The organism is Methanomassiliicoccales archaeon (genome assembly GCA_013415695.1).
Taxonomy (GTDB): Archaea; Thermoplasmatota; Thermoplasmata; order Methanomassiliicoccales; family JAAEEP01; genus JAAEEP01.
In genome coordinates this window covers 131,131-142,845 of sequence record JAAEEP010000003.1, presented here as the reverse complement: position 1 = coordinate 142,845, position 11,715 = coordinate 131,131, and the positions used below count along the sequence as shown (strand labels likewise).

Genomic DNA, 11,715 nt, shown 5'->3' with positions numbered 1-11,715 from the left:
CGTCATCATTTCTGAGGGATTTCGAGATATATAGCCCCTTCCATTATCCAATTTCAACTTCAAACTCATCTAGCATGGGAAACTGTTTATACACAACCTACATAGCTGGATTGCCGATGAACAGGGGACAGATTTCCGAATACGCTCAGAAGGTGCTAGGAGCGCTTGAGCAGGCGACCGCAGAGGACGTAGGGAATGGAGACATTGCGGTCGCCTTCTCTGGCGGACTCGACAGCACCATAATTTCCACGTTATTGGCGAGTCATTCTAGACCTAAATTATATACCGTTGGCATAGATGGATCCTTTGACCTTGCAATAGGCGAGCAGACCGCTGAGATGCTTGGACTTCCGTGGGAGGGCATCGTGGTCGAAGAGCAGGATCTGATAGAAGCCATTTTCGAAATCGTGAAGGTAATTCCGACCACGAATCCGGTCACCATCTCATTCGAGATGCCCCTGTTCCTGGTAGCGTCCAGGATCAAAGAGTGCCATATATACAGCGGACAGGGAGCCGACGAGTTGTTCGCCGGGTATGCTAAATATGTGGAGATGAGCGATGAGGAGAGGGAGCAGACAATTCATGATGATCTGGTCAGATTATTGGAGCAGGGACTTATCTACGAGAAGGATCTGGTCAATCACCACGATAAGCAACTTCATTGTCCGTACGTTAACCCAGTGGTCTTGGAAGTTGTCCGGTCGATCCCGCTCACCGAGGAGTTTAGAGGAAGCGAGCGCAAGGCCGTTCTAAGAGACGTGGCAAGACTTCTAGATCTGGGAGAGATCGCAGATCGAAAGAAGAAGGCCGCCCAGTACGGTTCTGGTATTATGAAGACACTTAGGCACGCCGCCAAGAGAAACGGAATGACGGTGCGGGCTTTCATAAGGGTCCTGGCGCGCGAAGGGGAAATGCCATAGACTAGTTATGCGATTCCAAACCGTCGATGAACTACCGGGAAACATTGGATTGGCTCTTTGGCCTGGAAGCCAGAGGTATCAAGTTCGGTCTGGAGAACATTACCGAGCTCATGCACATGATGGGAAATCCGCAAGAAAGCTATCGCTCGATCCATGTGGGGGGGACCAATGGAAAAGGGTCGGTCTGTGCTCTCACCGCATCATCTCTCATGGAGGCTGGATATAGAGTAGGAATGTACACATCGCCCCATATCGTAGATTTCGGGGAGAGGATACAGATCGATGGGGTACCCCTCCCAGAAAAGGAAATGCTTCGTCTGGCTGAAGAGGTCAGAGACCTCTCTTGTACAATGGCCGAGGAATCTATAGAAAAGAGGATGACGTTCTTCGAGCTCACAACGGCCATGGCTTTCACCCGTTTCGCGGAGATGGAGGTCGACTGGGCAGTCATTGAGGTGGGAATGGGGGGTAGATTGGATGCCACCAACATCCTGAACCCGGAATGCGCGGTGATAACCAGGCTGGCAATCGAACATACAGAATACCTGGGGACCGACATAGATCAGATAGCCTACGAGAAGGCCGGGATCCTGAAGAGAAGAGTTCCATCGGTAACCGGAGCCTCCAATGGAATGGGGCTGGAGACCATCATGAATAGGGCAAAGGAGCTGGAAGCCCCCCTAAAGGTTCTCAATAATGACCTGAAGTACAGACTTATTGAAACATCGCTTGAAGGGACCGAGATGGAAATTCTTGATGGACCGAGACTCTTTTCAAAGCTTGCTGGTGGCTATCAGGCAGCGAACATGGCCCTAGCGTACATGGCACTGAATGAGCTGCGTCTTCCAGAACTGAGCGACGAGTTGGTCGTAAGAGGGATGAGAAGTGCCAAATGGCCAGGAAGGCTTGAGTCGATTCATCATTCACCGCGTGTAATACTCGATGCAACTCATACAGGAGATGGTGCCAGGGTAGTGGCCGCCGAGCTGAGCAACATGATAGAGGGGGATATGATCCTGGTTATGGGTGTACTTGGAGACAAGGACATTGGTGAGATGGCTAAAGCCTTTGGAAGTCTCTGTAAAAGGGCGATAGCGACCTCTCCAAGATCGAAGCGCTCTTTTTCGGCGGAAAAGGTCGAGGAGGCGCTTCGTCCTTATTGTCCCTTGGTGGAAAGAGTGGATGACGTAGGCAATGCGCTTCAACATGCGTTAGATATCTCTTGCCCAGAAGATACCATCCTGGTGACCGGTTCCCTCTATACCATAGGAGAAGCGAAGAGGTGGTGGGATGCCCAGCAAGGATGCTGAACAGATCCTCGAGAAGATAAGGGATGCTGGATATGGGGAGGCCTACCCCGGTAGGAACAGAGCAAGAAAGCCAGGATGGAACAGGGATCCATTTCACGTCCTCATTTCCACCGTTCTCTCCCAGAGGACCAAAGATGAAAACACCTACAACGCCTCGAAAATGCTCTTTTCCAAATATGACACTCCTTCGGAAGTCGCCTTGGCGCCATTGCAGGAATTGGAGGAACTGGTGCGACCTGCAGGATTTCCAAGTGCCAAGGCCTCCGCCATCAAGGAGATCGCCCGAATGGTTCACGAACTTCACTCGGATAAGGTACCCAAAGATATCGATATCTTGTTGACTTTTCCGATGGTCGGCAGAAAGACAGCGAATTGCGTACTGGCATATGCTTTCGGAGAGGACGCCATTTGTGTCGACACACATGTTCACCGCATTTCAAATCGCATGGGCCTGGTTTCGACCAAGGATCCGGAACACACGGAAATGGCTCTTCGAGAAGTCTTTCCCCGCCGATTGTGGAGGGATATCAACAAGCTCCTTGTGGTCTTCGGTCAGGAGATATGCCGTCCAAGGAATCCAAAGTGCGAGGAGTGCCCAGTCAGTTCCAAGTGCGAATACTATGTTTCTTTGAAAGCAGGCGATAGGCTCAGAGGTTGAGGCTCTCGTCAATGGTCTTCGACATCTCTTCCTCAAGCTCCAGCTCGACTTCCCACTGGTCCAGAGAATCCAATGTTTCCTTGAGCCCCCTCAGGCAGTTGATGCAGATCCACCGGTCACCGACCGATTTCATGGGAAGCTTCTTGTAACCCACCGAGCCGCAAATCCAACAGATGTGCATCTCTTTGGTCCTGTGCTCGACGTAGGCATCCATCTTCCTACCTTCCACAATCGCCTCCAGGGTCATATGCTTCTTAGAACGCTCCTTTTCATCTGGCATTTGGACCTGGGCTTCATATCTGGATATCCGTATAAGAAACTTATCCTGGCTCTCCCAGTGCTTCATGTGGGCTATAGTAAGTCCTGTTGTTCCATCATCGTCGAGCCTCAGCAAGAAGGAATCGTTTTCTACAAGAAAATAAATAATTGTATGGGATAGGAAGCCTAATGCACGAGGTCTCGGTCATGTCCAGCATATTGGAACAAGTCCTTAAGGAGCTGGACAAGCACGAAGTGAGGAAGGTGGAGGAGGTCGAGCTCGTAGTGGGAGAACTGACATTCCTAGGCCACGAACAGCTGATGTTCGCCTATGAGATCATGAGTAGGGACACCCCACTTGAGGGGGCGGAACTTAAGATAATGACCGAGAGCATAGAGGTGGAGTGTTCCTCTTGCGGCTACTCAGGGCCGACCGATTACCTCGATGGGGAAGAGTATCACATGTCAGTACCCCTTCTCCAATGTCCAAAATGCAGTGGGAAGGTCATTATCGTGAAGGGAAAGAGATGCGGGGTCACATCCATCAAGGTGATTGAAAAATGAACTTCAAGTACAGGAACGAATCCACTGCCCGGAAGATTCTCGCTTCACTGAGCAAGATGGACCTGCACCTTCGGTTCATGCATGTATGTGGAACACACCAGGACACATTGGTCAGATTTGGACTTGAAGAACCATTATTGAATGCAGGTGTAGAGATAAGACAGGGGCCGGGCTGCCCGGTTTGCGTCACAACCTCCCGAGAGATCGTTGACATGATGGCCCTGGCGGAAGCAGGGGTGACCCTCACTGTGTTCGGAGACATGCTCAAGGTTCCTACGCCATTGGGGTCTCTGGCGGAGGTGAAAGCCTCTGGAGCAGACGTCAGGATAGTCTACTCCATCGAGGACGCGGTAAGAATGGCTGAGAAGGTGGATAAGTTGGTCTTCATGGCAATTGGTTTTGAGACCACCATACCGACGACGGCCTTCCCCCTTCTTGATGGCGTTCCGGAGAACTTCTCCATATATAGCTGTCACAGGCAGATCCCTCCCGCCTTGAAGGCACTTTTTGATATGGGTGAGATACGCATCGATGGGTTCATCCAACCTGGGCACGTGGCCACCATAATAGGCCTTGAACCCTTCAGGCCGTTCTCCGAGAGCCATCAGATCCCGCAGGTGATATCTGGTTTCGAACCGCTCGACCTGATGATGTCAATCTATATGCTGGCTAAACAAATAAAGCAAGGCAGACATGAAGTCGAGAATGAATACTCGAGGGTGGTAAGGGATGAGGGCAATCCAAAAGCGATAGAGGCCATATCCCAGGTATTCAAGCCGGTTGACCGGGAGTGGAGAGGTTTCCCCGTCATTAGAGGAAGCGCCTTGGAACTGAGGGATGAATTCGACGCTCATAATGCCCGTCTGGTTCATGAAGAACTCCTTTCCGACCTTCCGCCGGTTGAAGAGGAGCTCAAGGGCTGCAGATGCGGAGAGGTTCTAAGGGGGATCATGGACTCGGAGGAATGTCCCGCTTTTGGGAAGGGGTGTTCACCAATTCATCCCATGGGCCCTTGCATGGTGTCCATGGAAGGAAGCTGTAACATCAAGTATAGATATGGCAGGAAGTGAATATTCTCTCATCAATTCCCAGCTCCAAATCCCTTTCTCCTCATAGGCAGTGTCAGAATTAAAGTGGAGATGGTCACGGTCCATATCAGAAGGCATATTACCGCAACAGCTTCAGTCAATGGAATGGAGCTTGTGAACAGGAAAACCAGTGAGACGGCAAGAGCTCCAACAGTCACAATCCCCCCTAATGGGCCAAGCCTGCACTCCCGCCATATCGGCAATGCCAGAAGAAACATCGTGACCAGCATCAGGCCAAAGAATGCGTAGGAGAAGAACGTGTGGTATTCGCCTGTGGTTATGGGGAATATCCCAACTCCGATCAGGGCAACAGCCCCCACGAACAATACTGAAGTGCCAATTCTACCGAGAAGATCCTCTTTGAGGATGAGGAACAGACCAACGGCGAATAGCAGCCCCATTATTCCCATCACAATGACGCCAGTATTGAAGTAGAGTCTCCCTGGCCGATCTCCACCAAGCTCGCTCAAGGTCTCCTCACCCAGTACCCAGTTTCCGTCGGCAATTACCGCTGAGGTCCATAACAGGGCGAAGAGTATGGCCCCTATCAGGCCAATGATTGCTGTGGTCCTCATCAGATTCTTCTTCTCCATGATATCGATGTTTCAAGGGCATGTGGATTATTAAATAAGACGGAACGAATGGTGTAATCATTATCATGATCCGATTTCAATAGTGGTTCGGTGATCGATTGGTCGCGATTAATTCGGGTGACGAGCTGGCAGACATTCTGAACAAGGCGCTACAGATCGAAATGGGATTCGAATCCACTTCCATCTGGGAAGGATATATCGAGATGAAGACAACAGAGATGCGAGATCTGCTGTTCACCCTCAGCTCAGAATCCCACGAGCACACCAAGTTGATCGAGGATATATTAGAGATGATCAAGATCGAATCAGGAAGGAAATCCCTCCCGCTCCAGGACAGGAATTTCCACTTCTCTAACATGAAGGACCAGGAGATCCTGAACGAGCTTCTCAAGTATGACAGGCTTGCCCTCGATATCTACAACGGAATCAAGGAGGCTATCGAGGAATCCGGCTCCTCAACCCTTCTCAAGGAGGGACATCAGGACGAGTTCTTCTCCATACTTGATCACCTAATTTCTGATGAGAAGAAGCATGTGGCGCTCATAGAAAGATACGTAGGTAATATCGAGAGGATACGGTGAGCTGAAAGGCATGTTTCAACAAGATGGCTTTCCAGCAGAGAATTTATCTCCAATACTGCCAATTTAGTCTGCATGGAGAGGGAACCCTGGACCAGGCGTCACTTCTTATATGGCATGTTCACCGGCACCTGCTTAGGCGCTATACTAGCAATGGGTTTCTACACATTGACGCTGGACCAGATATATGTCATGCTGATCCCGTTGGGATTCGCTATTGGGATAGGAATTGGGGCTGTAAGAACTTTGATTGATAACAGTAGGAACTCCAAGAATGAGTAGGTGCCCGGTCCTGATCCCGTTTCTTCAGACGAATAAGAATATTTACCTTGCTTTCGGATTCCGTGGTTGATGATGGAAGGCAAGAGACACGATGCTGGGGGCAGGGCAATAGGCCTTCGAGCCTCCTCGATCGTGGTGACCGATCTAGACAAGGCCATTGATTTCTATACAGGCGTACTAGGAATGGTGGTTAGGGTCGACGAAAGGCGGTACAATTGGGTGGAGTTGGGCCCGGAGGAATCTCTTGGGAGGCTGGCACTTGTTCAGAAGAAGGATGGAATAAGAGAGCCAGGGGGGCCAACTGGAATAATGCTCCTGGTCGATGATATCTATTCACTAATCGATAAGGCAAAGGAGAAGGGGGCGAAATTCACACTTCCCCCACAGAGGCGCCCCTGGAGAGGAATAATCGCCAAAATCGAGGATCCAGATGGCAATGAGATCACCTTACTTGACTGTGAGATGGTAAGCCAATGGATGATGGGCGCATGATCAATACGTTATGGGACCGAAGGGCTTGACCCCCGGAAATAAGGAAGATAGAGGATGATGGGTATCAGTAAATATGATATCGAGGAGTAATCTGTTATTAAGAAAGCCAGTACAAATGATACAAGAGAAACGATCGGGATCACCAATGATTTCCTACCCACCAGTTCTATCTTTTCTTGAGGCATATTCGGATCGATGAGGCGATGCTGTCCTGATGCGTACCTCCAGTTCACGTAGAAGAGCAGGCCTAGGATAAACAAGTTCATATCGAAAAAGGCCTTGGCCAGAGGCTCGGATGGATAATCTCCCACTATGGATGTCGAAAAGGGCATAAGGGCGACGAACATCAAGATGATGATATTGATCCATAGAAGGACCCTGTCGGTCCTCTCTATTCTATGAAACTGGTAATGATGAATTATCCAGAATACAGCCAGAAGAAGAAAACTCAGAACATAAGCGAGGAAGACATGGACTTGGCCGTAAAGGAGGTCATGAAAGCTCTCCTGGCTGGTTATCTCGGGAAGATTCAGACTGAGAACGAGAAGTGTCATGGCAATTGCGAAAACACCGTCGGTAAGAGCCTCTATCCGATGGGTCGTGAGACCTAGGAATTCTCCCTTATCGATATTTCCAACCATATACTGGCCTCAATTTCGTTGGGTTTGAACTGGAAATGGTATCCCCAATAGCCGATGACGTTTTCATCAAGTCCGATATGAGGAGCCTAATAAATCACGGCCAGCTGCCCTAATCGTTTCCCTCGATGGATTTTCGAATCCCCTCAGCAACCGCTTCGAAGGTGGTGAACGGCGGCACTGTGATCAGGGTAAGGACTATCTCGTCTCCCTCCCGGTAGTAATTGCCCGCAAGTCCCATTCCCCCGAAGGATCCAGTACCGTCTGGATTGCATGTGAATCTTATTCCTTTTGGCCCCATGTTGTCGCGTATCTTCTTCAACTTATCACTTGGCCCCTCACCAACTTTGAATCTATAAGTCACAGCCATGCTATCGCCGGGTTATGGTGCAATCCAAATAAAAAGTTGACCTTGATTGCTTCAGTCTAGCTAAAGAACAGAAGACCCCCTCTCAGTAAGGGAGTAGATCCTCCAGTTCTTCTCCTTTCTGCTGGCAATGTAACCTGCACTCTCAAGGATATTCAGATGATATGAGAGCTTTGAATCAGAGAGGTCCAGTATCTCCTTGAGAATGCAAGGACAGAGATCGCTAAGGGAGAGTGACCATAGAACCTTGATACGGATGGGATCTGCCAGAGCCTTGTAGGAGTGAGCCATTTTCTCTATTTCATCATCTAGGGGTAGCTTTGATCTCAGAGAATCCAATCCACCCAAGATTTCTACGTTCTCAACAACCTCTCCAGGTGCTAAAACGTTCACTTCACCCAAGCAGATGCTTCGTTCAGATTTCCTTTCCCCGTTCACAAATCTCATATTGCCAATATAATATTTCAACCCTAGTCAAATTGTATGATATTTCAAATATTTTTGAATCCGTAACCTTTATATCCTTACTGGATATTACCATTCAAGAAAATTTGAAATAGGTAGGGAGAGCATTGCTTGAGGCTATAATAGCAGCATTCGTCAGCGGTATCGATAGCGTTCTAGAGTACCTCTCCGCGCATGTTTTGACCTGCCTGGTTCCCGCTTTCTTTATTGCGGGCGCGATAGGCGCTTTCATCAAGAAGGATATAATACTGAAGTACTTCGGGCCGATCACAAAGCGATGGATCTCATTTGGATTGGCGTCCATCTCGGGTTCCGTTCTAGCCGTGTGCAGCTGCACGATCATACCGCTCTTTGCTGGTATATACAAGAAGGGAAGCGGCATAGGACCCGCGACGACCTTTCTCTTTGCAGGACCCGCCATCAATGTTCTTGCGATCATCTACACTGCCCAGGTACTGGGATACGAACTGGGTCTAGCCAGGGCTGTGGCCGCAATCTTCAGTGCCATACTTCTTGGGCTGATCATGTCGATGATCTTCAAGAAGCACGATCGAGACCTGGTGGAAAAGGAGAAAATGAACCTTCTGGGGGTGCCGACACAACCAAGGGAAAGACCCAAGTGGGTTGTAGTATTCTTCTTCATACTGCTAATATGCATATTGATATTCGGGGCCTCGGGCCTAGATCCCGTCATCAAGCTGATGATAATCTACGCCCTGACCGTGGCTCTAGCCCTCCTTCTTATATATTTCTTCAAGAAGGACGAGGTCACAGATTGGGGTTACGAGACATGGGATCTTACCAAGAAGATCCTCCCCATACTGATCATCGGAACATTCATCGTCGGTGTCATAGCCTACTTCTTGCCCCCTGAGACCTTCCAGCCCTATCTTGGCGACAATTCTCTGCCCTCTGTCTTCCTAGCCTCATTACTGGGAGTAATCCTTTACATGCCAACGCTTCTCGAGGTCCCCATCATCGGTACCACCTTTGGTTTCACATCGGGCATCATGGCCAACGGTCCCGCCTTAGCCCTGCTTCTTTCTGGTCCGACGATAAGTCTTCCCAGCATCATAGTCCTTAACCGAATAATGGGTGGGAGAAAGACGCTGGTCTATGTTCTCCTGACCCTCCTTCTCGCGACAATCTCTGGAATGATCTATGGGGGTTTAACGGGGTGAAGTGATGAAAGATGAATCATGTCCTTGCGAGTTAGATAAGGCGTATAAGATAAGGAGAATGACAGTGGGCGAGACAAGTGTGGGAATTGCTCAGCTCGATCAGATCATGGAAGAGGTGAATTCGATGGGGTTGGAGCGGAATGAGATCGGAAGGGAATTGATACGGAGAGTCAAGATTTTCAACTACGTACCTCCGAGCGCAAGTTCGGAGTATGAGAAAGCCCTTATCCAGGAGTACGAGTGGAGGTATGGTGAATGAGAATCGAGGTGTTCGGCTCCGGATGCGCCAAGTGTAAGAGGCTGGAGAAGAATGTGAATAAGGCTGTCTTCGAGACAGGTATTGAGGCGCAAGTGGTCAAGGTCCAGGACATTCAGGAAATCATCGACAGGGGGGTCATGATCACTCCGGCCCTCTTCATCGACGGGGAGCCAAAGGCAATGGGGCGGGTTCCAAGCATCGATGAGATAACTGAAATGCTGAGAGAACTAAGATAATAGCTCACTGAAGGTGATAACATGGTGTCTCGTGTTAAGGTCAAGATGAACATTTGTGGAAAGGAGCACATCATTATTGTCGATACCATTGGAAAGAACAACTTCAGCCTGGTTGTCGAGTCGGACTGTCCGAACGTACTGGCCTTTATGAAGGGTTTGAATCGAATCACCATGGACGATCTTGTCGAGAAGTACACGAGCAGGATCTTTGACAGAATGAGGAACTCCCAGATGAGCGCAACCTGCTTGGTTCCTCACGGGATTCTTTCGGCAGGTTGGATGGAAGCAGGTCTCTGGTCCAAGAACCTGGCCATGAGTCAGGAGAGGAACACCATAGAGTTCGAGGAATGAGGCTCCAGCCCTTTCATGAGTCGAATTCAATGTTCAAACGACCGCGTATTCTAGGATTCTTTAGAAAAACGAATGACTTTTCTTGGGTCACAGGGGCCATTGCTTACTGATTCATGACCGTGCCAGAGTAGGTGAATGAACCCTGTTTCATCTTAATCCATTTGCCTTCGTCCACCCCTATCTGGTTGCCACAATGGCAGAGTACCTTCTCACCATCTCTGATGCTGTCATCCCGTTCTATCCTGTCCTTCCAGCAGTGAAGAACCTTAACTTTCTTCATCTTGGCATAACGGAAAATCCTTCGTTTGCACTTCGCGCACCTGATGGTGATCATTGTGATCGATAATCGCCTCAATCGGATTTGAATCCTTGTTGCCCTTCCATCTCCCTAGATGGTAACTCACTTGTGGCTTCCGAACGGATCGTGATCAACCTATCCTCGCTGACGGACTTCTCCAGGTCAAAAAGACGGGTGGAATTGCGAACCTCCCAGAACCAGGGCAGCATCTTCTGAACCCTCTGCCTCGGTTTTAGAGTTGCTGTTCCAGCATCATAGCACCTCTTGATTCCCCAGTGTCCATTGGAGGATCTTCCACGATGTTGGTGACCATAAAGGATCGCGTCGATGGATGTGCCCTCCACTATGGTGGACTCCAATATCTCGCCAAATTGTATCGAATCCTTGAGCTGATGTAGTGGCTGCCAGTCAAATGGATGGTGATGCAGATAGATCACCCTCCTGCCACATTGCCTTACCTCATCCAGTTGAAGGAGTGATCGGAGTCTTTTCAACTGACTTGTACCGATTTCCCCTTCGGCCCAAAGGCGATCGTACCAATTGAGCTCCTCCGCCATGGTGTCGAGACCGATGAAGGCTATATCATCAACAAAATCCAGGATGGGGTATGTCCTTTTCTTACCGTAGAAGACCTCCTTGAATATTGGTACGTAGATCTTGTTACCCCTGCTTCCACTTCCATAATCATGATTTCCCGGTACGACCAGGATTCTTTGGTATCCTGATGAAGTGAGTGCTTTCAGCTCATCTCTGACGACCTTGAGGTCCTTTCTACCGCTGACCTTATTGACTAGGTCACCAGTGATGACAACCACGATCTTCTCTGGCTCAAGTTGAGGATTGGTGGAAAGCCCTCTCACCATTCGCCTGAAACGATCGAGGGTACCCGGGTAGCCGATGTGGAGGTCACTCATGTGCAGGATCCAGGTCATGGAAATCACTTATATACAATGCATTACAGAAATGTGAACGCATTGTCCAGTATTGAATTATATCCTAGGGTCTCGTTGCTCCTGTATAAGGGGAAGATTCAAATCGCAGGAGCTCTGAAATGAAAAACGATCAATATGATCGGAGCGCAGTACGGTCTCCTCGCGCAGTACCGGTTGGCAAAGAAACTCGAGGATGATGCTCGGAAGCGCCGTGAGGAGGAGAAGGCCTCGGAGGCTGAAGATAC

General features: G+C 49.4%; 19 protein-coding genes. 12 read left to right on the top strand and 7 right to left on the bottom strand.

Features of this window, described 5'->3' with window-relative positions; translation table 11 throughout:
• The first annotated feature begins 116 nt into the window (after nt 1–116).
• The 3 genes from GKC03_02580 to GKC03_02570 are packed head-to-tail and all read left to right on the top strand — an operon-like array spanning nt 117 to nt 2,888.
• Nucleotides 117–920, top strand: a complete 804-nt coding sequence (locus tag GKC03_02580) for a hypothetical protein (protein ID NYT11421.1) — start codon at nt 117–119, stop codon at nt 918–920.
• 26 nt (nt 921–946) lie between these two features.
• Nucleotides 947–2,230 (top strand): bifunctional folylpolyglutamate synthase/dihydrofolate synthase, encoded by a 1,284-nt coding sequence (locus GKC03_02575; protein ID NYT11420.1) that lies wholly within the window; start codon nt 947–949, stop codon nt 2,228–2,230.
• Nucleotides 2,211–2,888: an endonuclease III gene (locus tag GKC03_02570; protein ID NYT11419.1), complete on the top strand. Its 678-nt coding sequence runs from the start codon at nt 2,211–2,213 to the stop codon at nt 2,886–2,888. The genes GKC03_02575 and GKC03_02570 overlap by 20 nt, the downstream gene beginning before the upstream one ends.
• Here the strand turns inward: GKC03_02570 and GKC03_02565 are convergent.
• Nucleotides 2,878–3,135, bottom strand: a complete 258-nt coding sequence (locus tag GKC03_02565; protein ID NYT11418.1) for a hypothetical protein — start codon at nt 3,133–3,135, stop codon at nt 2,878–2,880. The genes GKC03_02570 and GKC03_02565 overlap by 11 nt on opposite strands.
• Before the next feature lie 200 nt (nt 3,136–3,335).
• Between GKC03_02565 and hypA the strand changes: the two genes are divergently transcribed.
• Both hypA and hypD read left to right on the top strand, forming a co-directional pair.
• Nucleotides 3,336–3,710, top strand: a complete 375-nt coding sequence (gene hypA, locus GKC03_02560; GenBank protein NYT11417.1) for a hydrogenase maturation nickel metallochaperone HypA — start codon at nt 3,336–3,338, stop codon at nt 3,708–3,710.
• Nucleotides 3,707–4,780 (top strand): hydrogenase formation protein HypD, encoded by a 1,074-nt coding sequence (gene hypD / locus GKC03_02555; protein ID NYT11416.1) that lies wholly within the window; start codon nt 3,707–3,709, stop codon nt 4,778–4,780. The genes hypA and hypD overlap by 4 nt, the downstream gene beginning before the upstream one ends.
• An 11-nt stretch (nt 4,781–4,791) precedes the next feature.
• On the opposite strand, the gene GKC03_02550 is transcribed toward hypD, so the two are convergent.
• Complete coding sequence (locus GKC03_02550; GenBank protein ID NYT11415.1) at nt 4,792–5,391, bottom strand: DUF998 domain-containing protein; 600 nt, start codon at nt 5,389–5,391, stop codon at nt 4,792–4,794.
• Nucleotides 5,392–5,489: 98 nt separating this feature from the next.
• On the opposite strand from GKC03_02550, the gene GKC03_02545 reads away from it, so the two are divergent.
• From GKC03_02545 to GKC03_02535, 3 genes are all read left to right on the top strand, one after another.
• On the top strand, nt 5,490–5,972 hold the full coding sequence (locus GKC03_02545) for a hypothetical protein (protein NYT11414.1): 483 nt from the start codon (nt 5,490–5,492) through the stop codon (nt 5,970–5,972).
• 72 nt (nt 5,973–6,044) lie between these two features.
• Complete coding sequence (locus GKC03_02540) at nt 6,045–6,251, top strand: hypothetical protein (protein ID NYT11413.1); 207 nt, start codon at nt 6,045–6,047, stop codon at nt 6,249–6,251.
• Nucleotides 6,252–6,320: 69 nt separating this feature from the next.
• Nucleotides 6,321–6,743 carry a hypothetical protein gene (locus tag GKC03_02535; protein NYT11412.1) on the top strand — a complete coding sequence of 141 codons (423 nt, stop codon included), beginning with the start codon at nt 6,321–6,323 and terminating at the stop codon, nt 6,741–6,743.
• 8 nt (nt 6,744–6,751) lie between these two features.
• Here GKC03_02535 and GKC03_02530 read toward each other — a convergent pair whose 3' ends face one another.
• From GKC03_02530 to GKC03_02520, 3 genes are all read right to left on the bottom strand, one after another.
• A complete protein-coding gene (locus GKC03_02530) occupies nt 6,752–7,384 on the bottom strand; it encodes a DUF1211 domain-containing protein (protein ID NYT11411.1) in 633 nt (210 codons plus the stop codon).
• Nucleotides 7,385–7,493: 109 nt separating this feature from the next.
• A complete protein-coding gene (locus GKC03_02525; protein ID NYT11410.1) occupies nt 7,494–7,703 on the bottom strand; it encodes a hypothetical protein in 210 nt (69 codons plus the stop codon).
• 108 nt (nt 7,704–7,811) lie between these two features.
• Complete coding sequence (locus tag GKC03_02520; GenBank protein ID NYT11409.1) at nt 7,812–8,195, bottom strand: winged helix-turn-helix transcriptional regulator; 384 nt, start codon at nt 8,193–8,195, stop codon at nt 7,812–7,814.
• Between the two features lie 125 nt (nt 8,196–8,320).
• Between GKC03_02520 and GKC03_02515 the strand changes: the two genes are divergently transcribed.
• The 4 genes from GKC03_02515 to GKC03_02500 are packed head-to-tail and all read left to right on the top strand — an operon-like array spanning nt 8,321 to nt 10,240.
• Nucleotides 8,321–9,394: a permease gene (locus GKC03_02515; protein ID NYT11408.1), complete on the top strand. Its 1,074-nt coding sequence runs from the start codon at nt 8,321–8,323 to the stop codon at nt 9,392–9,394.
• A gap of 4 nt (nt 9,395–9,398) precedes the next feature.
• The gene (locus GKC03_02510; GenBank protein ID NYT11407.1) at nt 9,399–9,653 is read left to right on the top strand and encodes a hypothetical protein; all 255 of its coding nucleotides are present in this window, start codon (nt 9,399–9,401) and stop codon (nt 9,651–9,653) included.
• On the top strand, nt 9,650–9,889 hold the full coding sequence (locus tag GKC03_02505) for a thioredoxin family protein (protein NYT11406.1): 240 nt from the start codon (nt 9,650–9,652) through the stop codon (nt 9,887–9,889). The genes GKC03_02510 and GKC03_02505 overlap by 4 nt, the downstream gene beginning before the upstream one ends.
• A 21-nt stretch (nt 9,890–9,910) precedes the next feature.
• Entirely contained in the window at nt 9,911–10,240 is a 330-nt protein-coding gene (locus GKC03_02500; protein NYT11405.1) for a hypothetical protein, read from the top strand.
• A gap of 103 nt (nt 10,241–10,343) precedes the next feature.
• On the opposite strand, the gene GKC03_02495 is transcribed toward GKC03_02500, so the two are convergent.
• Nucleotides 10,344–10,574, bottom strand: a complete 231-nt coding sequence (locus tag GKC03_02495) for a hypothetical protein (GenBank protein ID NYT11404.1) — start codon at nt 10,572–10,574, stop codon at nt 10,344–10,346.
• Between the two features lie 17 nt (nt 10,575–10,591).
• Nucleotides 10,592–11,470, bottom strand: coding sequence for a hypothetical protein (locus tag GKC03_02490; protein NYT11403.1), 879 nt, complete (start codon nt 11,468–11,470; stop codon nt 10,592–10,594).
• Nucleotides 11,471–11,715: the final 245 nt, after the last annotated feature.